Genomic DNA, 20,914 nt, shown 5'->3' with positions numbered 1-20,914 from the left:
CAGTAGCCAGTCCATCGCTAGGGTGCGCTGGCCCAGTACTGGGCAGACGGAGGCCGACCACAGAGGAGCCCCCGGTAGGTTCCCTTCCTCCAGCCTCATTCGACAGGCCCGAGTCGCGGGTAGGCGGCCTATCACGCTGACATGGGGACGAATGCAATTCCGTGAATCTACAATTGCGCGCGACATGATCCCATCGTCGTTCGCCTTGGATGGGGATTCGGCGGGCTGATTTTGGACCTCTATCCACAAGTTATCCCCACACGTTATCCACAGTCATATCCACAGCCAGGTTCGCAGGGAGCAGAGCGCTCGTATCCCTGCGTACCACGGCACGACACTGAGGGAGGCGAGTGGTTCTTAGCCGCATCCAGCGTGACCAAAACGCGAGGCCATCGTGGTGGCGAAAACTGGCGGAGTGGAGATACCGAAGTTGCAGCGTTCAAGCAAGAAATCAACTACTTTTGGCGATCTAAGACTAATTTGCCAGCGCGTTAGGACCCCTGACGGTCAGCGCAACATCCGGCGCTCACTGTTCACGTGAAACACTAACCTGCTGTCCTGGGCGAGGCTCATCGATAGTCGGAAAGGCAAGTGTGGAACTTGAGTGTGGCCCTCGAGTGACTAGGCTAACCCGGCTGTGAGATCCCTCTCCATCCACAAGGTTATCCACAGGGATATCCACTGCCCGCGTCGAGCCACTGTGGGTAATGTGCGTTCACTTTGGGACGCATACTCTGAGGCCAAAACGTGAGGCTGTGACCGTCAACCCGGCTGGCAATACTGTGCATCTCGGCCGGCCCGGGCATAATCTTCGATGCATCCATGCGCCAGCTTTCCCAGGGCATCAGCGGCAGTCCGATCCGCCCCAATTCAGCAAGTGGTCACTACGTCCATTCGGTGACGGGGTGGCTCCTTGGTCTTTCATGTCTTCTACGAGCTGACCGAAGTCATCCAGGACGAAACTTCTCTCACCCACCCTGCGTAGACAGCCTCCGTGAAGTGGCCGGCCGTGTATTGAGCCACAACCACAGCATGGCCGGGTTGGGGCCTGGGGCTCATTCTGCTGACGCGAACCCATCGCTAATGGGTCTCCGCCTATTACGTGTTTAGCCTGACAGCGTTGCGCCTAAACGGCCAAGGTCGAATTCCCGGAAGAACAGACCCTGCTTTTCCCCACGACAATCGGCTCGTGAGGCTGCGGTTTGGATGGGCTAGACGGCTTAGGCCGCCGTGCGTGCACCAGGCCGGAGTATCGATTGCAGGGACCACAAGTCAACGGGTAGATCGCCCATGTGGGTAGGCAGGATCGCTGCCAACTCAGTACGGTGCCGGTGAAGCCTGCCACGCTCATCTCCCACTGTCCTTCGGCTTGTGACTGCACCTGCTGCTGACATTCCCCCTCTGACATCTGCGGCGTGCTTGGGTGGCCGCACGCCGGTATGTTCTGTGCCAGACAAGGGCAGTTCCTACGCAGGTACGGCGGTCGCTAAGCTGCTAAAAGGTTCCAGTGCGTTGACCCTGTTTGTTCCTGGCGGCCGCAGTGGCCCTATCCCTCCGCACCGGTCAGCTCCCGGAGACGCTGTGCCGGCCCGGGGGAGACAAGCGCATGCTCAGCACTGAGTGATAGAGCCTCCGGCCGTCCCCTGCGGTTATCCACGCACAGATATACTCAATCAGCCGGTTCAAATCAGCTCCATGCACTGCCAATGGCCACGCAGTGTGCAAAGGGTATCGACGAGAACATCCTCCGGGGCGTCGGGTGGAACTGCACGCTCAAGGCCTCCTGGGGCCGCTCAAGCCGCTCTACGGCCTCAGAGATACTCCACACGCCGTTCCAGGATGACAGTCCCGTAGATGCGGGACGTACGCCATAAGCGACGCAGCCCCCGGTGGCTGGGGAGGGAGTTGTCTTGCCCTGTGCCTGCAAGTGCGCCTTCCAACCACGTCGGCATATCTGGGGCCGCCGCTATCCAAGCTAGAGCGTTCTCCTTGGCTATCTCTGAATCCATCGGTTCTACCATCCAGGCGCCCACAAATCTCGATATCCAGAAAACTGGGCGCCGGATCTCGCAGGCACAGCATGACAGCCATTTTTGGGCTCAGGGGAGTGGAACTGGCTGATTGGATCCAGAACTTTTGTCCGCACCAGAACAACTGGCTCGTTGCATTCCGCGACCTGTGTTTCACGTGAAACATGCTCCTTCGCAGGTCCTACTTCGGGTGAGTTTGGGAAACCCTAGCTGGCGGGGCCCTGGATACCAGGCCGGAAGTAGGTATCAGCGCATATGCGGCAGGGTTTACTGACCCACAATCCGCCCTATGCTGCCTCGCCGAGTCGGCCCACCCATGTTTCACGTGAAACGTGGAGGTGCTCGACGGGGCGGAATCATTTGCCCAAGCAAGCCATAAAAGCGCTGTGAAGTTTGACTAGGACTGTGGGGAGTAAACGTCAGTGAGCTCAAATCTCATGTGGGTGCAAAAAGTAGCCATTCGAGGGCCGCAAAGCGCAGCGTCAGGAGGAGGGGTCAGTGACAACAAGCCTGCACAGAAACAGTTAAGGCCCAGCCACAACCCACGGAACCGTGCCTGTCGCAGATTCAAACATCGGTTCCTAAGCCCCAAAATGCACAGATCACGCTAAAGCCCCCGGTTCCTCTTTAGGCAGGTATCGGTGCGCATTCGTCGCACCCACACAATGCGGACTCAGCGCGCCGCAAAGGCCCCGATGGACCGCAACGGGCCGCATCTGAATAGAGTCCACCACCAGTTATTTCTCGTACAGCCCGTTGAAACGGGGGACAATCGCAGGCGAAGAGCCAAAAAGGGAGGGCCTGTTTCACGTGAAACAGGCCCTCCTACGCTTTAGAACTAATTATCTGATCCCGGCGCCAATACTTCCATGATGCGGTTGAGATCCTCAACACTGGCGAACTCAATACTGACGCGGCCTTTTCGAACACCGAGCGAGATCTTTACGTTGGTATCCAAGCGATCGGAGAGGGAGGAGGCCAGGTAATCGAGCCGCTCATGCCGGGCCCCGGGCCGCGGAATGTTGTTTTTGGCCGGCTTTGTCGGATCCTGGTAAAGCGTCACTGCTTCTTCCGTGGCGCGAACAGACATTCCTTCGGCCACGATTTTCTGTGCAAGGCGTTCCATGGCGGCGGCATCCGGCAAAGCGAGCAGCGCACGGGCATGTCCGGCCGAAAGTACACTGGCGGCCACGCGACGCTGGACCAGCGGTGGAAGCTTCAGCAGACGGAGGGTATTTGAGACTTGGGGACGGGAACGGCCAATACGATCGGCCAGCTGTTCGTGCGTCGTCCCGAAATCTTCAAGCAGCTGCTGGTAGGCGGCCGCCTCTTCCAAGGGATTCAGCTGGCTGCGGTGCAGGTTCTCGAGAAGAGCATCCCGCAGTAGATCATCATCCGTAGTGTCACGCACGATGGCAGGGATGGTTTCCATGCCGGCGGCCTGAACTGCCCTCCAGCGGCGCTCACCCATAACAAGCTCATACGGTTCTCCACCCTTTTCGGTTGAAGTACGAACCACAATTGGCTGGAGGACGCCGATTTCACGAACGGAGTGAATGAGCTCCGCCATATCGTCTTCGTCGAAGACCGAACGGGGCTGCTTACGGTTCGGGTGAATGTCCGACACCGGGATCTCAGCAAAACGCACCCCGGGAACTTCCACGAGGTCCACGCCGTTATCTACTACTTCTACAGTCTCGTCATCCGGAGCCGACACCGCGGCGGGCTCGTCAACTGCACCCGCGTCCTCCGCCGGTGCAGGGGTGTTCGTCATGCCAGCGGTTGGTGGTTCTGCCGCAGCAGACGCCTTGGCAGGAGCCCCTGTCGCCGTTTTGGCAGAAGTCTTTGCGGACGCTGCAGTCGATGTCCTGGCGGGCGTCTTTGACGCCGACGCCTTGTCAGCTGACTGCACAGGGGCTGAAGTGGGTAGATCATCGCCCGAAATTGCCGCGCCGTTGTCTACGGCGTCATCCGGAAAGACTTTTTTGCGTCCCTCAGGAAAGAACAGATCCACGGGGCGCGAGGCAGCAGCACCGTTGCCCGATGCACTCCCGGCGGCGGAACTTGGAATGAGTGCGCCAAGACCGCGGCCTAAGCCACGTCGCTTCTCGCTCATGGATAAATCCCTCCGATGGAAGAGCCGGCCCCAGCCTGACTCCGGTTATTGCAGTTCTTGAAGATTTTAGCGCTCTGCGATTTCAGCAGCGGCTTCCAGGTAGGACAGCGCCCCACTGGAGGAAGGATCGTAAGTCATCACAGTCTGCTGGTAGCTCGGCGCTTCCGAAATCCGCACCGAGCGGGGAACCACCGCCCCAAGAACCTGATCCGGGAAATGTTGGCGTACCTCGGCAGCCACCTGGGCGGCGAGGTTGGTCCGGCCGTCATACATCGTGAGGAGAATGGTTGAAACAACCAGATCCGCGTTCAAGTGCTTCTGGATCATTTCGATGTTCTTCAGAAGCTGGCTCAGACCTTCCAACGCATAGTACTCGCACTGAATGGGAATGAGCACCTCACCGGCAGCGCAGAAGGCGTTGACCGTGAGCAGGCCAAGGCTTGGCGGACAATCGATGAAGATGTAGTCCAGACGTTCTTCACCGTTTTTCGCCCGGGTCTTGGCGTAGACATCGATCGCCCTGCGGAGCCGCTGCTCGCGGGCAACCAAAGACACAAGTTCAATCTCGGCGCCTGCCAGGTGAATGGTCGCGGGAGCACAGATCAGATTGCTGATGTCCGGGCACGGAGCCACGACGTCTGCGAGGGGAAAATCGTTGATCAGGACGTCATAGATGCTGTCCACATCGGCGTGATGCTCCACGCCCAAAGCAGTGGAGGCATTTCCCTGGGGATCAATATCGATGACCAGGACGTTGAGGCCTGCGGCAGCAAGGGCGGCGGCGATGTTCACCGTGGTGGTGGTCTTACCCACTCCGCCTTTTTGGTTGGAGACCGTAAAGATGCGCGTTTTTTCAGGCTTGGGCAGTTCGCGGCCGAGCAACCGTTCACGGCGTTTGGTCTCGTGCGCGAGCTCCCGGGCAATCGGGCTGGAGTCGTCCATCGTGTCAATGACGTTGGTTTTGCCACCAGCCGTTGTTTCACGTGAAACTGCAGCAAAGGCGGCCACATCTGCAACCACTTTGGGGTGTGTTTCAGTTCGGACCGGTGCAGAACCCAAGCCAGCAACTGATCGTGCTGACCCCAAAGACACAAACGGGGGGATCCGTTGTGTGGAGGCTTCGCTACTGGTCACTGGGACACACTCACTCTCGTTCAGCTTTTTGCTGCCGTTGTCTAGCCTAACCGCTTCGCCCTGCAGACCAAGGCTACCGGGCCCGGACTAGGCAATCTTTCCGGACTTGTTTACGACGATGCGCACCACCGTAGTGGGCTCCTCCAACAAATGTTCACCGACAGTCACCACCGAAGTCTGAATGCCCCCGAGCTTACGGATGACCTTCGCGGCCTTCTCGATTTCCTCGCCGGCACTGCGGCCCTTAATCGCCACCACTTCGCCTTTGCCGGCGAGCAGAGGGATGGTCAGTCCCGCCAGGTTGCTGAGCGCGGAAACCGCGCGGGCAGTTACAACATCAGCTTTGACGTGTCCCACCGCGAGCTCCGCCCGGCTCCGCATCACCGTGACGTTGGTCAGGCCCAGGTCATCCACCACTTCCTGGAGCCAAATGACCCTGCGCTCCAGCGGCTCAATCAGTGTCAGCTCCAGGTCGGGCCGGGCAATAGCCAGGCAGAGTCCGGGGAGTCCCGCCCCGCTTCCGACGTCGGCGACGTGGCTGCCATGCGCGATCTCACTTTCGATGACCGCACAGTTGAGAACGTGGCGGCTCCAGAGCCGGGGGATTTCCCGGGGACCGATGAGGCCCCGTTCGGTGCCGGACGTGGCGAGGTGCTCGACGTAGCGCTTGGCGAGATCCAGCCGGCCCCCGAAGATCTTCTCAGCCGCGAGCAGTTCAGCTGCCGTGATTTCAACCATGATTTAGCGGATCAGCAATTCTCTAGTCTGCGGATACAACGATGTGGCGGCCGGCGCCTTCGCCCTCGGACTCGCTCACCAGACCGAGGTCTGCGACGGCGTCGTGCACGATTTTGCGTTCGTAGGCACTCATCGGCTCCAGGGCAACGGCCTTGCCCGTCTCCTTGACCGATGCGGCCGCATCCTCGGCGATCTTCTGGAGGTGGCCCGCACGCTGCTGGCGGTAGCCGTTGATGTCCAGCACCAGGCGTGAACGGTTCTCGGTGGCCGACAGGACAGAAAGCCTGGTCAGCTCCTGCAGTGCCTCCAGGACTTCACCGTCTTCGCCCACGAGGCTGTCCAGGCCATCGGACTCCTCCTCGGCGACGATCGAAATATAGGTCCGGCCGTTCCTGACTTCGATATCAATGTCGCCATCGATGTCGGCGATGTCCAGGAGTTCCTCAAGGTAATCGGCAGCAACGTCGCCTTCCTCCTCAAGCCGGCTCGCGGCCGAGCCCTTCGGGGAACCTGCATCAGTCACGGACTCGTCGTGATCTTCGGTGACCTCGTCGGAAAGGGCGTGTTCGGTGCTCTCGGCTGACATTACTTCTTCTTCCTGTTCTTACGTTGTGGCTGGACGCGCTGTCCCTTTTGCTCGATAAGCGCAGCTGCGGCGGCTGCCTCCGCTTCGGCGTCGGCCTTCTTCCCGCCCAGGATGGGAAGGGCCGGCAGGCCCTTGGCGGCACGGCGCTCGGCCAGTGCCTTCGCGGCGGGGGATCCCGGCGTCGGCATGCGGCGGATGACGAAGAACTGCTGTGCCATGGTCCAGAGGTTGGTGGTGGTCCAGTAGATCAGCACACCGATGGGGAAGTTGATGCCACCCACACCGAACACGATGGGCAGGATGTAGAGCATCATTTTCTGCTGGCGCATGAACGGGCTGGCCATGGCCTCTTCCGACATGTTCTTGGCCATGATCTGCTTCTGGGTGATGAACTGCGAGGCCGTCATGGCCAGGATCATCAGGATCGACAGGACATACACAGCGAATGCGTTGCCCTCAGGATTGTGCAGCAGGGTTGCCGACAGCGGTGCCCCGAAGATGGTGGAATCATCGAACTGGACAACTTGATCGTGGCTCATGGCCCCGATCCCAAGGCCCTTGTCCCGGGCGGTGCTGATGCCGGACAGGACCTGGAACAGCGCGAAGAAGAACGGCATCTGGATCAGCATGGGCAAACAGGCGGAGAACGGATTGGTCCCGTGCTTCTTGTACATCGCCATCTGCTCCTGCGCCATGGCCTGGCGGGAAAGCTGATCGGTCTTGCCTTTGTACTTGTCCTGAAGTTTCTTCAGGTCCGGCTGCAGCAGCTGCATGCCGCGCTGCGCCTTGATCTGCTTGACGAATACCGGGATCAGAGCGGCCCGGATCACCAGCACCAGGCCGATGATGGAGAGCGTCCACGTCCAGCCGGAGGCTTCCGGCATGCCAATGGAGCTCAGGCCCTCATGAAAACCCACCATGATGATGGACACAAGCCACTTGAACGGAAACATGATTGTTTCAAAGAAGTCCATACGATATCCCTATTCGTCAGGCCGCAAAGCGGCCTTCTTCATCAGTCTGAGCAGCCAGGTACTTGTCCGGGTTGTTCAGCACAACAATTGTGGGGGTCCGGTGTTCGGGCCAGTGGCGGTGGCCGGCGGGGACATGGTCCACACCACCGGCATTCCAGGGATGGCAGCGCACGAGGCGCCGGACTGCCAGCCAGCTGCCCTTCACTGCACCGTGGACGGTGATGGCCTCAAGCGCGTACGCCGAGCAGGAAGGGAAGAACCGGCATACCTGGCCGTACAAGGGCGAAATCACCTTGCGATAGGCCATCAACAGCAGAATAAGAATGTTTTTGGGCAGGTTCCAGAGGAAGGTGCCCATGGCGGCAGCAACAGGTAGCAGGTGGTGGACGACGGCGGCAGTCACCTTACGCACGCTGTGTCCCCTCCTGTGTTGTACCGGTAGAACCGTCTACAGCAGCCTTTGGAAGGCGGCTGCCCAACCGGTTCATGGTTGATTCCAATGCGGCGTTATAGTCCGCCAGCAGTTGGTCCCAGCTGGCGGCAGCGGACGCAGGCAGCGCCCGGACCACTATGGTGAACCCGGTACCGTACTCGCGAAGCGAGGCAGCACCGGCTTCTCTCAATCTCCTCTTAACGAGGTTCCTGACAACAGCGTTCCCGACACCTTTGGAAACTATGAACCCGATCCGGCTGGGTTCGTCGGCAGCGATGGCTGCCGCATATAACACTACGTTCCGGCGTCCATTACGGACACCGGAACGCACAGTTGTTGAAAATTCGGTTGCAGTCCTCAAACGGTTACGGGTGGCCAGCACCTTAAACTCGCAAAGAAATGATTACCGACGAGTCAGAATCTAGGCCGACAGTTCGGTGCGGCCCTTGCCACGACGGGCTGCCAGGATGGCACGGCCGGCACGGGTACGCATACGAAGGCGGAAGCCGTGCTTCTTGGCTCGACGGCGGTTATTCGGCTGAAAAGTCCGCTTGCTCACGTTAGTTACTCCAGTGGATCAAAGGTGCGCCCACCCGATCAGTAAAAGGGGAAGAACTGGCCGACGCTAAGTTTTGTATATGCAACGCTTCCCCCGACTGCTCCAACGCGGTGCGCAGAGAGATTCAGATGGGGCCAAAAAGCGTACACAAAGGACTTCACAACGTTAGGGCAAAACGCCGGCCATAGTCAAACCGGGATGCCCTCCCTGCCCTGCCCCGGCTGTGGTTAACCCGGCCTCGCAGCCTGTGGATGAAGTGGCTCACAAGGCCTGTTTTCGAACCACACCGGTGTAATTATCCACAAGCTACTTCCCAGCTATCTTCTGGCCTTTTGATCCCCTAGAGTGGCTCAGTAGCCGATTATCCACGGACTGTGCATAACCCTGTGGATGAAGCTGGACCAGCATCCTGGTTCCGGACTTGGGGCTGCACGTAATGCAGGCACGCAAGTTTTGAGGAACTGATTGATGACAGTAGACGAAGCCAACCACGCCAATACTGTCGGAAGTTCCTGGCGGCGCGTGGTGAACCTCCTCGAGCAGGATGACCGCGTTTCACCGCGGCAGAGGGGCTTCGTCATCCTGGCCCAGGCCCAGGGCCTGATCGGTTCCACACTCCTCGTCGCAGTCCCCAATGAACTGACCCGTGAAGTGCTGCAGACCCAGGTCAAGGATGCCCTGGATGATGCCCTCCACAACGTTTTCTCCGAAGACATCCGCTGCGCCATCGATGTGGACACCGATCTGGTTCCCATCCACCAGGAGCCGGAACCTGTCGTCGTCCCTGCCTATTCGCCGGACCAGCTGATCGAACAGAAACCGCAGCCCATGCTGCCGAGCACGTCCCACGAATTCGGCCGGCTGAACCCGAAGTACGTTTTTGATACCTTCGTGATCGGCTCGTCCAACCGGTTCGCCCATGCTGCCGCTGTGGCCGTCGCCGAAGCACCCGCCAAGGCCTACAACCCGTTGTTCATCTATGGCGACTCCGGACTCGGCAAGACCCACCTCCTGCACGCCATCGGCCACTATGCCCGCCGGCTCTACAGCGGAATCCGCGTCCGCTACGTGAATTCCGAGGAGTTCACCAACGATTTCATCAACTCCATCCGCGATGACGAAGGTGCCAGTTTCAAGACCACGTACCGCAACGTGGACGTGCTGCTGATCGATGACATCCAGTTCCTGGCCGGCAAGGACCGGACACTGGAAGAGTTCTTCCACACGTTCAACTCGCTGCACAACAACAACAAGCAGGTGGTCATCACCTCGGACCTGCCGCCCAAGCAGCTCGCAGGATTCGAAGACCGGATGAAATCGCGCTTCGAGTGGGGTCTCCTCACTGACATCCAGCCGCCGGAACTTGAAACGCGTATCGCCATCCTCCGCAAGAAGGCCCTCAGTGAAGGCTTGTCCGCACCCGACGATGCCCTCGAATACATCGCCTCAAAGATCTCCAGCAACATCCGGGAGCTTGAAGGTGCACTGATCCGCGTGACGGCGTTCGCAAGCCTGAACCGCCAACCCGTGGATGTGGCTCTGGCCGAGATGGTGCTCAAGGACCTCATCACCGACGACGGCGCACAGGAGATCACCTCCAGCCAGATCCTCACGCAGACGGCTGACTACTTCAAGCTCAGCATGGAGGAACTCTGCAGCAAGTCCCGTACCAGGACCCTGGTGACGGCCCGCCAGATCGCCATGTACCTCTGCCGTGAACTGACGGACATGTCTCTTCCCAAGATCGGCCAGGAACTTGGCGGCCGGGACCACACCACGGTGATCCATGCTGACCGCAAGATCCGTGAGCTGATGGCCGAGCGGCGTGTGATCTACAACCAGGTCACGGAACTGACCAACAGGATCAAACAGCAGCAGCGCGACTCCTGAGCCCGCACTCCCTTACCTTATTAACAGGTGCATGTGGATAAGCCTGTGGATAGTTAAGGGGACAACAGTGCTTAATGGGCTTAAAACCCTTAAGCCACCTGTGGATTGGCTTGGGACCGAAAAATGTTATCCCCATCCACAGCCTGTTTAAAACTGCGCTCACCCACAGTCCATGAACAGGGCTTAACCGCCGGATCCTGCGGCCGGATCGAGTTATCCACAGTTTCCACAGCAGTTATTAACACTACTAATCCCAAGAAATTGATTTCCCTCAAACAACAATCTCGATCCACACCCAAAACGGGCCATGGTCCGAAGAGCGGCCAAGGGCCTGCGGACCGCAGGGGCGCCGGCCGGGGATGGGTTAATCGCTGATGTTCCGGCTAAGCTGTCAGCAGCGCTCCCATCCTTGGGTTTCTCTGTGGTTCGGTCACCGGATCACCATGCAGGTCCGGTGGTTGGGCGCCACTCATTTGGACTCCCCAACGGAGTTCCCGGTTTCGATATGGCAGCAGCAATGAAAGGCGGCACCCTTCCGTGAAGTTCAGAGTCGAACGGGATGTCCTGGCAGAAGCCGTCACCTGGACAGCCCGGTCGCTATCTCCGCGGCCGCCGGTTCCCGTGCTCTCCGGTCTGCTTTTGAAGGCTGAAGGCGGCACGGTCAGCCTCTCGAGTTTTGACTACGAGACCTCGGCGCGGTTGGAAATCGCTGCAGACATCACCACCGAAGGAACCATCCTCGTCTCCGGCCGGCTTCTCGCTGACATCTGCCGCAGCCTCCCGTCCGCCCCCGTCGAGGTGGAAACGGACGGCAACAAAGTCACGCTGACCTGCCGCCGCAGCAGCTTCCACCTGGCCACCATGCCGGAGGCCGAATACCCGCCCCTGCCGGCATTGCCCACCATCAGCGGAACCGTTCCGGGTGACGCCTTCGCCCAGGCCGTTTCCCAGGTCATCATCGCTGCGAGCAAGGATGACACCCTTCCCATCCTCACCGGCGTGCGGATGGAAATCGAGGACGACCTCATCACGCTGCTGGCGACTGACCGCTACCGGCTCGCCATGCGCGAAGTGCCGTGGAAGCCCGTCACCCCCGGCATCTCCACCAGCGCACTGGTCAAGGCGAAGACGCTCAACGAAGTAGCGAAGACCCTCGGCAACAGCGGCGATATCAACCTCGCCCTTGCAGACGACGACAGCCGCCTCATCGGTTTCGAAAGCGGCGGCCGCACCACCACGTCACTCCTGGTGGACGGCGACTACCCTAAGATCCGGTCCCTGTTCCCTGATTCCACCCCCATCCACGCCACGGTGCAGACTCAGGAACTGGTCGAAGCCGTCCGGCGCGTATCGCTCGTGGCTGAGCGGAATACACCGGTCCGGCTGGCTTTTACCGACGGTCTGCTTCACCTTGATGCGGGCACCGGCGAGGACGCTCAGGCCTCCGAGGAACTCGAAGCCCAGCTGTCCGGCGATGACATCACTGTCGCGTTCAACCCGCATTACCTGGTTGAGGGCCTCAGCGTCATCGAAACGAAGTTCGTCAGGTTCTCCTTCACCACCGCGCCGAAGCCCGCCATGATCACGGCCCAGGCAGACGCTGACGGTGAGGACCAGGACGACTACCGTTACCTGGTCATGCCCGTCAGGCTTCCCAACTAGTCCTCACCGCCACCCTCGCCTCGCAAGCTCGCCAGGGAACCCTGGCGGCGTGGGCCCAGACAGTTGTTGTCGTTCTGGGCCCTAAAACGACAACCGACACCCAATGGCAGAAAGAGAACCCCCATCGTGCATATCGGACTGATCGGCCTTGGAAAGATGGGTTTCAACATGCGCGAACGCCTGCGCAAGGGGGGCATTGAGGTCACAGGCTTCGACCGCAACCCCGAGGTCACGGATGTTGCCTCGGTGGACGAACTCATTGCGGCTGTCCCGGCGCCGCGGCTGATCTGGGTCATGGTTCCGTCAGGCGGGATCACCGATGCCGTCATTACCGAACTCGGGAACAAGCTCGACGCGGGCGACCTGGTGATCGACGGCGGCAACTCCCGTTTCACCGAAGACCAGAGGCATGGTGCCGCGCTGGCGGAAAAGGATATCCGGTTCGCGGACTGCGGCGTTTCCGGCGGGGTGTGGGGCCTGCAGAACGGTTACGGGCTGATGGCCGGCGGTGACGCGGCGGATATCGAACGGGCTCTGCCCGTCTTTGACGCCCTCCGGCCGGAAGGAGACCGCGCCGACAGCTTCGTCCACGTCGGCGGAATTGGTGCCGGCCACTACGCCAAGATGGTCCACAACGGGATCGAATACGGCCTGATGCAGGCCTACGCTGAGGGCTACCAGCTTCTTGCTTCCAAGGACATCATCAACGACCTTCCCGGTACGTTCCGCGCCTGGCAAAAGGGCACCGTGGTCAGGTCGTGGCTGCTTGACCTCGCGGTTAAGGCGCTTGATGAGGATCCCGGACTGCAGAACATCGACGACTACGTCGAAGATTCAGGTGAAGGCCGATGGACCGTGGAAGAAGCCATTGCCAACGCGATTCCTGCACCGGCCATCACCGCAGCACTGTTTGCGCGCTTTGAATCCCGTGAGGACAGCTCCCCGGCCATGAAGATGGTTTCCGCGCTGCGCCACCAGTTTGGCGGGCATGCCACCCGTCCCGCCAAGTAGCAACAACCCCGGGTCCCGCAGGGTTCCGAGAATTCTGAAGACCGCGTGTACCTAGAACACCTTTCGCTGACTGACTTCCGCAGTTACGCCCAGGTTGACCTTGTCCTCGAGCCCGGTGTCACGGTTCTGGTGGGCTCAAACGGCATCGGCAAGACCAACCTGATGGAAGCCATCGGCTACCTGGCCACGCTCAGCTCGCACCGGGTCAGTTCCGATGCTCCGCTGCTGCGTTTCGGAACCGACCGGGCGCTGGTGCGGGCGCGGCTGGTCCGTGGCGGGCAGACCACCGTGTTGGAACTTGAAATCAACGCCACCCGGGCCAACCGCGGCCGCATCAACCGCAGCAACCCGGTACGGGCAAGGGACCTGCTGGGGATCTGCCAGACAGTGCTGTTTGCGCCCGAGGATCTTGCCTTGGTCAAAGGGGATCCCTCAAACCGCCGGCGCTTCCTCGATGAGCTGCTGGTGAGCCTCATTCCGCGGCACTCGGCAACCCGCAGCGATTACGACCGTGTCCTGAAGCAGCGCAATGCCCTGCTTAAATCCGCACGGGCCGGCAAATTCACCGCGGGGCACGAGGCAACGCTGGATGTCTGGGACCAGCACATGGCAAAGGCCGGCGCCGAACTGCTGTACGCGAGGCTGGAACTTGTGGAGCGGCTGCGCCCGCACCTGGCCAAGGCGTATGCGCAGCTGACGGACGGCTCCAAGGAAGCGGGTGCTCTCTACCGCTCCACGCTCCAGAATCTGATGGACGACGACGGCGGCTCTCCGTCCGGCGCCGGATCCGGCGCCGGGATGGCTGTCCCTGCCCCTTCCGGACAGGGCGGTGGACCTGAGGATCTCCGGTACCTCTCCGTCGGGGAACTCACGGAACGCTACGTCCAGGCCTTCGCGGCATCCCGCCGCAAAGAACTGGAGCGGGGAATCTCGCTGGTGGGGCCGCACCGGGACGAGCTGGAGCTGGTCCTCGGCGAAGCGCCCGCCAAAGGATATGCCTCCCACGGCGAAACCTGGTCGATGTGCCTCTCGCTTCGGCTAGCCTCCTACTACGTCATGCTGGACGACGCCCGTACCGGCGGCTCCGCACCCATCCTGATTCTCGACGACGTTTTTGCCGAGCTTGATGTACAGCGGCGGCGTAAACTTGCGGCAATAGTCTCCGGCGCGGAACAGGTACTGGTGACCGCCGCCGTAGAGGCCGATATTCCGGCGGAACTGTCCGGCCGGCGGGTGAAGGTCATTCCGGGAGGAATCGATGAGTAGGGACGAGAAAAACGGCGGGCTGCAGCCCGGCCGCGATCCCGACAACATTGATGCCCCGCAGGCGGCGCTGAACCGAATGCGCGAGGCCGCTGCAGCGCGTGGGGAAATCCGGCGCAAAGCGTCCCCTCCCGTGGGTTCGGCCAAGACAAAACGCGGAATCCGGGACACCCGCGGCTTCAGCCAGTTCCACTCCACCGGCCGGGACCCCCTGGGCCTGGGCAAGGTGGTGGGACGCCTTGTGGCCGAACGCGGGTGGACCTCGCCCGTGGCGGTGGGATCAGTGATGGCCGAATGGGCAACCCTGGTTGGTCCGGAAATCTCGGCTCACTGCACGCCGGAAAGCTTTGCCGACACCACCCTGCATGTCCGCTGTGATTCGACAGCCTGGGCCACCCAGCTGCGGCTGCTGAGCATCAGCCTGCTGGAGAAATTCCGCACCGAACTGGGCGACGGCGTGGTGACCAGCATCCAGGTGCTCGGTCCGACGGCACCCAGCTGGCGCAAGGGCGGCCGTACCGTCAACGGCCGGGGACCCCGCGATACCTACGGTTAGCCCGCCGTCGGACCTTGAAAGTTCGTTCGGCGGCGTGTAGGGCGGTCTAACCGCCCTGAGGCGTATAGGCACCCGGCGACCGCACCGCAAGGGCGCCCTAGGCGTGATCAATGGCCAGACACAGGCAAAGACGGGTGCCGCGACGCCTCCGGAATGCAGGGTTGAGGCAGATTTCACGGTAGAATCACAGGAGATAACTGGGCGCCGGTGAAACGTTGACTGAGTCCGTTCTCCGTATGCCCTCAGCAGGCGGACTTCGGTTCTGCAGGTCGACCTACTCTTCAGCGCCATCAGCTTGTGCCTGTTGGCGGGTCTTTTCCCTTGGGAAGAAATCCGCTGGCCATCATCGAAAAAGAGGAGTCGACAGCACCTGTGGCTAACGACATGACAGACACCCAGGCAGTGGAGCGCGCAGCGGAGGATGTCCCTACCCCCGATACTCCGGCGGAAGCCGTGACGCCGAGGGAATACGGTGCCAGCGACATCACTGTGCTGGAGGGCCTCGAAGCGGTCCGGAAGCGCCCAGGCATGTACATCGGTTCCACCGGACTCCGGGGCCTCCACCACCTGGTCTATGAAGTGGTGGACAACTCCGTTGACGAAGCCCTTGCCGGCTACTGCACCCACATCGAAGTTGTCCTCCAGGCCGACGGCGGCGTCAAGGTTGTCGACGATGGCCGCGGCATCCCCGTGGACATGCACCCGACTGAGCACAAACCCACCGTCGAAGTGGTCATGACCATCCTCCACGCCGGCGGCAAATTCGGCGGCGGCGGTTATGCGGTTTCCGGCGGCCTCCACGGTGTCGGCATCTCCGTCGTCAACGCGCTCTCCAGCCGGGTGGACACCGAAGTGCGGCGCCAGGGGCACGTCTGGCGGATGTCATTCGCCGACGGCGGCAAGCCCCAGGGCGGACTGGTCCAGGGCGAAGAGACCGACAAGACCGGAACCACCCAGACTTTCTACCCCGACGCCGGGATCTTCGAATCCACCGAGTTCGATTTCGAAACCCTCCGCGCCCGGTTCCAGCAGATGGCGTTCCTGAACAAGGGCCTGCGCATCACGCTCACCGACGAGCGGACCTCCACGGAAAACTCCGACTCCACTGAGGACCTCGACCTTGATGCCGTGGTCACCGAAGGTGAAGTGACTGCTGAACACCGCACCGTGGTGTACCAGTACGACGACGGCCTGCTGGACTATGTAAAGCACCTGAACTCGGGCAAGAAGGTGGATGTGGTCCACGAGGACGTCATCTCCTTCGAAACCGAGGACACCGAACGCCACATCGCCTTGGAAATGGCCATGCAGTGGACCAATGCCTACTCGGAGAGTGTCCACACCTACGCCAACACCATCAACACCCATGAGGGCGGAACCCACGAAGAGGGTTTCCGCGCCGCCATGACCTCGCTCATCAACCGTTATGCACGGGAGAAGGGCATCATCAAGGAAAAGGATGACAACCTTACCGGCGACGACATCCGTGAAGGCCTGACTGCAGTCATCTCCGTCAAGCTCGCTGAGCCGCAGTTTGAAGGCCAGACCAAGACGAAGCTGGGCAACTCCGAGGTAAAGGGCTTCGTCCAGCGCGTGGTCACCGACGGTCTGGGCGACTGGCTGGAGCGGAACCCCGGTCCTGCCCGCGATGTCATCCGGAAGGCAATCTCAGCCGCCCAGGCCCGCATGGCTGCCCGGAAGGCGCGCGACAACGCCCGGCGAAAGAGTCCACTGGAGTCCTTCGGGATGCCCGGTAAACTCTCGGACTGCTCCTCCAAGGACCCCGCCCGCTGCGAGGTCTACATCGTGGAGGGTGACTCCGCCGGCGGTTCCGCCAAGCGCGGCCGCAACCCGGAAACCCAGGCGATCCTCCCGCTGCGCGGCAAGATCCTGAACGTGGAGCGCGCCCGCTTGGACAAGGCGCTCGGCAACGCCGAAGTCCAGTCCATGATCACGGCCTTCGGCACCGGCATCGGTGAGGACTTCGACCTCAGCAAGCTCAGGTACCACAAGATCGTGCTGATGGCCGACGCCGATGTTGACGGCCAGCACATCACCACACTGCTGATGACGCTGCTGTTCCGCTACATGCGCCCGTTGATCGAGAACGGCTATGTGTACCTGGCACAGCCGCCGCTGTACCGGATCAAGTGGTCCAACGCGCCGCACGACTACGTCTTCAGCGACAAACAGCGCGATGCCAAGCTGGTTTCCGGGCAGGCCGCCGGCCGCCGTATCCCCAAGGACAACGGCATCCAGCGCTACAAGGGCCTCGGCGAGATGGACTACACCGAGCTCTGGGACACCACCATGGACCCGGACAACCGCACCCTGCTGCAGGTCACCATGGATGATGCCCTGGCAGCAGACCAGATCTTCTCCACTTTGATGGGCGAAGACGTGGAATCGCGCCGCAACTTCATCCAGCAGAACGCCAAGGACGTCAGGTTCCTGGATATCTAGCCGGCCCGCCGCATAGATATTCCATGAACGACATATACCTGAAACGGAAAATATAGACGATGAGTGACGAGACACCTGAGAACCCGGCGGGATCCGCCGATCTTCCGGAAGACGTACTTGAAGGCGATGTGCTGGTAGACCGCGTGGAGCAGGTGGACCTGCAGACCGAAATGCAGCGCTCCTACCTGGACTACGCCATGGCCGTCATCGTGGGCCGCGCCCTGCCCGACGTGCGGGATGGATTAAAGCCGGTGCACCGCCGTGTGCTGTACGCGATGTTCGATGGCGGCTACCGCCCGGACCGTTCGTTCAACAAGTGCGCCCGTGTGGTGGGCGAGGTCATGGGCCAATACCACCCCCACGGTGACACCGCCATCTACGATGCGCTGGTACGCCTGATCCAGGACTGGACCATGCGCTACCCGCTGGCCCTTGGCCAGGGCAACTTCGGTTCGCCCGGCAACGACGGCGCTGCCGCCCCCCGGTACACCGAGACGAAAATGGCGCAGCTGGCCATGGAGATGGTCCGGGACATCGATGAGGAAACCGTCGATTTCCAGGACAACTACGACGGCAAGAACCAGGAACCCACCATCCTGCCGGCGCGGTTCCCCAACCTGCTGGTCAACGGTTCCTCCGGCATCGCCGTAGGTATGGCCACCAACATTCCGCCGCACAACCTGCGCGAGGTAGCCGACGGCGTCCAGTGGTACCTGGCGAATCCGACCGCCACCCGCGAGGAACTGCTTGAAGAGCTTCTGCTGCGCGTCAAGGGACCCGATTTCCCCACCGGAGCAACAATCCTCGGCCACAGGGGCATTGAGGATGCTTACCGGACCGGCCGCGGATCGGTCACCATGCGGGCAGTTGTCAACGTCGAGGAACTCCAGGGCCGCACCTGCCTGGTGGTCACCGAGCTGCCGTATCAGGCCAACCCGGACAACCTTGCCATCAAGATCGCCGAACTGGTTAAGGACGGAAAGATCTCGGGAATCGCTGACCTCCGCGACGAGACCTCCGGCCGTACCGGCCAGCGGCTGGTTATTGTGCTCAAGCGCGACGCCGTTGCCAAGGTGGTGCTGAACAACCTCTACAAGCACACCGAACTGCAGAGCAACTTCTCCGCCAACATGCTGGCAATCGTCGACGGCGTTCCCCGCACGCTGAGCCTGGACGCGTTCATCCGCCACTGGGTGACGCACCAGATGGACGTCATTGCGCGCCGGACCCGCTACCGCCTGCGCAAGGCCGAAGAAGAAGCACACATCCTGCGTGCACTCCTGAAGGCACTGGATGCCCTGGATGAAGTCATTGCGCTGATCCGTGCCTCCAACACCACCGAGGCCGCGCGAGACGGCCTGATGGAACTGCTGGATATCGATGAACTGCAGGCACGGGCCATCCTGGACATGCAGCTGCGCCGCCTGGCAGCCCTGGAACGCCAGAAGATCCAGGACCGCCACGCCGAACTCGAAGCGCTGATCGCGGAATACACCTCCATCCTGGAATCTGAACAGCGCCAGCGGGAGATCATCAGCACCGAGCTGGGCGAGATAGTCGCCAAGCACGGTGATGACCGCCGGACCAAGATCCTGATGGGCTTCGACGGCGACATGTCCATGGAGGACCTGATCCCCGAAGAGGAAATGGTGGTGACCATTACCCGCGGTGGGTACGTCAAGCGCACCCGCAGCGACAACTACCGGTCCCAGCAGCGCGGCGGCAAGGGCATCAAGGGTGCCCAGCTCCGCGGGGATGACGTGGTGGAACACTTCTTTGTGACCACCACCCACCACTGGCTGCTGTTCTTCACCAACCTGGGCCGCGTCTACCGGGCCAAGGCCTACGAGCTGGTGGAGGCCGGCCGTGATGCCAAGGGCCAGCACGTCGCCAACCTGTTGGCCTTCCAGCCGGACGAGCACATCGCCCAGGTCCTGGATCTGAAGGACTACCAGCAGTCTCCGTACCTGGTCCTGGCGACCAAGCGCGGCCTGGTCAAGAAAACCCGCCTGGAGGATTACGACACCAACCGTTCCGCGGGTGTCATCGCCATCAACCTGCGCGACGGTGACGAACTCGTCTCCGCCCAGCTGGTCTCCGAAACGGATGATCTGATGCTGGTCTCGCGGATGGGCCAGTCGATCCGTTTCACCGCCACCGACGATGCACTGCGCCCCATGGGCCGCGCAACGTCCGGTGTCACCGGAATGAAGTTCCGTGAAGACGACGAACTGCTGGCGGCCGACGTCGTCACTGACGGCTCGTTCGTCTTCATCGTCACCGGGGGCGGCTACGCCAAACGTACAGCCGTGGAGGAATACCGCCTCCAGGGCCGTGGTGGCCTCGGTATCAAGGTGGGCAAGTACCAGGAGGAACGCGGCCACCTGGTGGGCGCCCTTATTGTCCAGGAAGAGGATGAGGTCCTGGTGGTCATGGAGGGCGGCAAGGTTGTCCGGTCTTCAGTGGCCGGAGTTCCCGCCAAGGGACGCGACACCATGGGGGTCATCTTCGCGAAGCCGGACAAAAATGACCGCATCATCGAGGTGGCCCGGAACAGCGAACGCGGCCTTGAGGGCGAGGAATCCGCGGACGATGACGTAACGTTGGCTGAAGATGGCGGTTCCCCCGAGGGTGCCGCAGGGTCAGCATCAATGGCAGATACATCACCGGCTGTTGAGTCAGAGGACGCCTCCGGCGACGCTGAGCCGAACGAAGACTACACCGGAGGTAACGAGTGAGTAATCCCGACTCATATCCCAAGCCGAACAGCACTGCTCCCGCTGGAACACCGCAGCCCGCGGCCGCGCCGCGGGTGAATGCACCCGTCCGGCCGCAGCAGCGTCCGGCAGCGCCGGCGGGAGCTCCGTCTGCTGCTCCGGGCCAGCGTCCCGCCACACCAGGTCAGCGCCCGGCGCAGGGCCAGCCCGGCCAGCGCTCAGCCCAGGCACCGGCCGGCCAGCGTCCCCCGCAAGGCAGGCCTTTGCAGGGCCAGCCCGGCCAGCGCCCGGCCCAGGGCCAGCCCGGCCTGGTCAAGCCCGCACCCAAGGCCAAGGTCAGGCGTGCACGGCTGCTGGTCAGCAAGGTGGACCCGTGGTCGGTCCTGAAAATGGCATTCCTGCTGTCTGTGGCGTTGGGAATCGTCACCGTTGTCGCAGCCATCGTGCTGTGGACCGTCCTGGACCTCACCGGGATCTTCGATCAGGTGGACAGCCTCCTTGGTACCCTGGCCGGTTCTGAAGGCGGCGGGTTCGAACTGAAGAAGGTTGCATCCCTCGGCCAGGTGGCTTCCTTTGCCACCATCATTGCCGTGGTGAACGTTGTCCTGCTGACTGCCCTGTCCATGCTTTCAGCGGTCCTTTACAACATCTCCGCCACCCTCGTCGGTGGCATCGGTGTGACCCTCACGGACGACTGAAATCCCACTATTCTCCGGTTATTCTTCCGGAAAATGCCTCGATTTGAGATCGGGCCGGGATGTGCTGTAAAGTCATATCTCGGC

The 20,914-nt window shown here is 61.4% G+C and carries 16 protein-coding genes; 8 read left to right on the top strand and 8 right to left on the bottom strand.

Going from position 1 to position 20,914, the window contains the following annotated elements; translation table 11 throughout:
• Nucleotides 1-2,868: 2,868 nt before the first annotated feature.
• The 8 genes from AC1MCA_RS10290 to rpmH form a co-directional block, all read right to left on the bottom strand.
• The gene (locus AC1MCA_RS10290) at nt 2,869-4,146 is read right to left on the bottom strand and encodes a ParB/RepB/Spo0J family partition protein (RefSeq protein ID WP_479803220.1); all 1,278 of its coding nucleotides are present in this window, start codon (nt 4,144-4,146) and stop codon (nt 2,869-2,871) included.
• Nucleotides 4,147-4,212: 66 nt separating this feature from the next.
• Nucleotides 4,213-5,280, bottom strand: coding sequence for a ParA family protein (locus tag AC1MCA_RS10285; protein ID WP_308810171.1), 1,068 nt, complete (start codon nt 5,278-5,280; stop codon nt 4,213-4,215).
• An 87-nt stretch (nt 5,281-5,367) separates the two neighbouring features.
• Nucleotides 5,368-6,018, bottom strand: coding sequence for a 16S rRNA (guanine(527)-N(7))-methyltransferase RsmG (rsmG, locus tag AC1MCA_RS10280; protein WP_479803218.1), 651 nt, complete (start codon nt 6,016-6,018; stop codon nt 5,368-5,370).
• Between the two features lie 22 nt (nt 6,019-6,040).
• On the bottom strand, nt 6,041-6,604 hold the full coding sequence (locus tag AC1MCA_RS10275; protein WP_479803216.1) for a Jag family protein: 564 nt from the start codon (nt 6,602-6,604) through the stop codon (nt 6,041-6,043).
• Nucleotides 6,604-7,578, bottom strand: coding sequence for a membrane protein insertase YidC (gene yidC / locus AC1MCA_RS10270; RefSeq protein ID WP_108597614.1), 975 nt, complete (start codon nt 7,576-7,578; stop codon nt 6,604-6,606). The genes AC1MCA_RS10275 and yidC overlap by 1 nt, the downstream gene beginning before the upstream one ends.
• Nucleotides 7,579-7,594: 16 nt before the next feature.
• A complete protein-coding gene (gene yidD, locus AC1MCA_RS10265) occupies nt 7,595-7,990 on the bottom strand; it encodes a membrane protein insertion efficiency factor YidD (protein ID WP_479803214.1) in 396 nt (131 codons plus the stop codon).
• Nucleotides 7,983-8,342 (bottom strand): ribonuclease P protein component, encoded by a 360-nt coding sequence (gene rnpA, locus AC1MCA_RS10260; protein ID WP_375134872.1) that lies wholly within the window; start codon nt 8,340-8,342, stop codon nt 7,983-7,985. Before rnpA ends, yidD begins: the two co-directional genes overlap by 8 nt.
• Before the next feature lie 90 nt (nt 8,343-8,432).
• Entirely contained in the window at nt 8,433-8,570 is a 138-nt protein-coding gene (gene rpmH / locus AC1MCA_RS10255; RefSeq protein WP_003800212.1) for a 50S ribosomal protein L34, read from the bottom strand.
• A 468-nt stretch (nt 8,571-9,038) separates the two neighbouring features.
• On the opposite strand from rpmH, the gene dnaA reads away from it, so the two are divergent.
• The 8 genes from dnaA to AC1MCA_RS10215 all read left to right on the top strand — a co-directional run bounded on the left by dnaA (nt 9,039) and on the right by AC1MCA_RS10215 (nt 20,830).
• On the top strand, nt 9,039-10,460 hold the full coding sequence (gene dnaA / locus AC1MCA_RS10250) for a chromosomal replication initiator protein DnaA (RefSeq protein WP_108597611.1): 1,422 nt from the start codon (nt 9,039-9,041) through the stop codon (nt 10,458-10,460).
• Between the two features lie 537 nt (nt 10,461-10,997).
• Complete coding sequence (gene dnaN / locus AC1MCA_RS10245) at nt 10,998-12,122, top strand: DNA polymerase III subunit beta (RefSeq protein WP_131683526.1); 1,125 nt, start codon at nt 10,998-11,000, stop codon at nt 12,120-12,122.
• A gap of 126 nt (nt 12,123-12,248) precedes the next feature.
• Nucleotides 12,249-13,133, top strand: a complete 885-nt coding sequence (gene gnd, locus AC1MCA_RS10240) for a phosphogluconate dehydrogenase (NAD(+)-dependent, decarboxylating) (protein WP_479803212.1) — start codon at nt 12,249-12,251, stop codon at nt 13,131-13,133.
• A gap of 45 nt (nt 13,134-13,178) precedes the next feature.
• Nucleotides 13,179-14,399 carry a DNA replication/repair protein RecF gene (gene recF, locus AC1MCA_RS10235; RefSeq protein WP_479803211.1) on the top strand — a complete coding sequence of 407 codons (1,221 nt, stop codon included), beginning with the start codon at nt 13,179-13,181 and terminating at the stop codon, nt 14,397-14,399.
• Entirely contained in the window at nt 14,392-14,952 is a 561-nt protein-coding gene (locus tag AC1MCA_RS10230) for a DciA family protein (RefSeq protein ID WP_479803210.1), read from the top strand. The genes recF and AC1MCA_RS10230 overlap by 8 nt, the downstream gene beginning before the upstream one ends.
• A 372-nt stretch (nt 14,953-15,324) precedes the next feature.
• Nucleotides 15,325-17,415 carry a DNA topoisomerase (ATP-hydrolyzing) subunit B gene (gene gyrB, locus AC1MCA_RS10225; RefSeq protein ID WP_479803209.1) on the top strand — a complete coding sequence of 697 codons (2,091 nt, stop codon included), beginning with the start codon at nt 15,325-15,327 and terminating at the stop codon, nt 17,413-17,415.
• A gap of 59 nt (nt 17,416-17,474) precedes the next feature.
• Nucleotides 17,475-20,153: a DNA gyrase subunit A gene (gyrA, locus tag AC1MCA_RS10220; protein ID WP_479803208.1), complete on the top strand. Its 2,679-nt coding sequence runs from the start codon at nt 17,475-17,477 to the stop codon at nt 20,151-20,153.
• A complete protein-coding gene (locus AC1MCA_RS10215; protein WP_479803207.1) occupies nt 20,150-20,830 on the top strand; it encodes a DUF3566 domain-containing protein in 681 nt (226 codons plus the stop codon). The genes gyrA and AC1MCA_RS10215 overlap by 4 nt, the downstream gene beginning before the upstream one ends.
• Nucleotides 20,831-20,914: the final 84 nt, after the last annotated feature.

The sequence above is a fragment of the Arthrobacter sp. BK1 genome, from assembly GCF_056680055.1.
The sequence above is the reverse complement of the archived record's forward strand: the minus strand, read 5'-3'. Positions and strand labels throughout refer to the sequence as shown.

What these genes read in the sequence shown, in the direction of transcription:
- AC1MCA_RS10290 (WP_479803220.1), bottom strand. Translation starts at nt 4,146, where the DNA reads ATGAGCGAGAAGCGACGTGGCTTAGGCCGCGGTCTTGGCGCACTCATT.
- rsmG (WP_479803218.1), bottom strand. Translation starts at nt 6,018, where the DNA reads ATGGTTGAAATCACGGCAGCTGAACTGCTCGCGGCTGAGAAGATCTTC.
- AC1MCA_RS10275 (WP_479803216.1), bottom strand. Translation starts at nt 6,604, where the DNA reads ATGTCAGCCGAGAGCACCGAACACGCCCTTTCCGACGAGGTCACCGAA.
- yidC (WP_108597614.1), bottom strand. Translation starts at nt 7,578, where the DNA reads ATGGACTTCTTTGAAACAATCATGTTTCCGTTCAAGTGGCTTGTGTCC.
- dnaA (WP_108597611.1), top strand. Translation starts at nt 9,039, where the DNA reads ATGACAGTAGACGAAGCCAACCACGCCAATACTGTCGGAAGTTCCTGG.
- AC1MCA_RS10230 (WP_479803210.1), top strand. Translation starts at nt 14,392, where the DNA reads ATGAGTAGGGACGAGAAAAACGGCGGGCTGCAGCCCGGCCGCGATCCC.
- gyrA (WP_479803208.1), top strand. Translation starts at nt 17,475, where the DNA reads ATGAGTGACGAGACACCTGAGAACCCGGCGGGATCCGCCGATCTTCCG.